The organism is Achromobacter sp. GbtcB20 (genome assembly GCF_019091095.1).
GTDB classification, from domain to species: Bacteria; Pseudomonadota; Gammaproteobacteria; order Burkholderiales; family Burkholderiaceae_B; genus Achromobacter; species Achromobacter mucicolens.
This window is the reverse complement of the sequence record NZ_JAGXJZ010000693.1, coordinates 1-253: the sequence shown is the minus strand read 5'-3', so window position 1 is coordinate 253 and position 253 is coordinate 1. Positions and strand designations below refer to the sequence as shown.

Annotated in this window: 1 protein-coding gene; it reads right to left on the bottom strand. The window is 72.7% G+C overall.

Annotation, left to right across the window (positions count from 1 at the left end):
* Positions 1-253: hypothetical protein (locus KVT32_RS30760; RefSeq protein ID WP_217619502.1), on the bottom strand; the 253-nt coding region annotated here is incomplete at both ends.

Here is a 253-nt window from a genome sequence, read left to right as displayed (position 1 = left end):
GTCTGCAGGTAGGCCACGATCAGCGCCATCGGCAGCGCCACCTGCAGCGCCAGCACCAGCGCGTAGTTGTCCTGCTTGCGGTGCAGGGCCTGTGCGCTGCGCCGGTCGTCCATCTCGATCGTGAGCCGGCCGATCGGCTGGCCGTGCACCACGATCTCGCGTTCGGCGCGCAGCACCCGTCCCAGCGGACGGTCGGGCGCGCGGACGTCGATGAAGCCGGCCTCGATCGGGCCGTCGGCGGCGCCGCGCACCT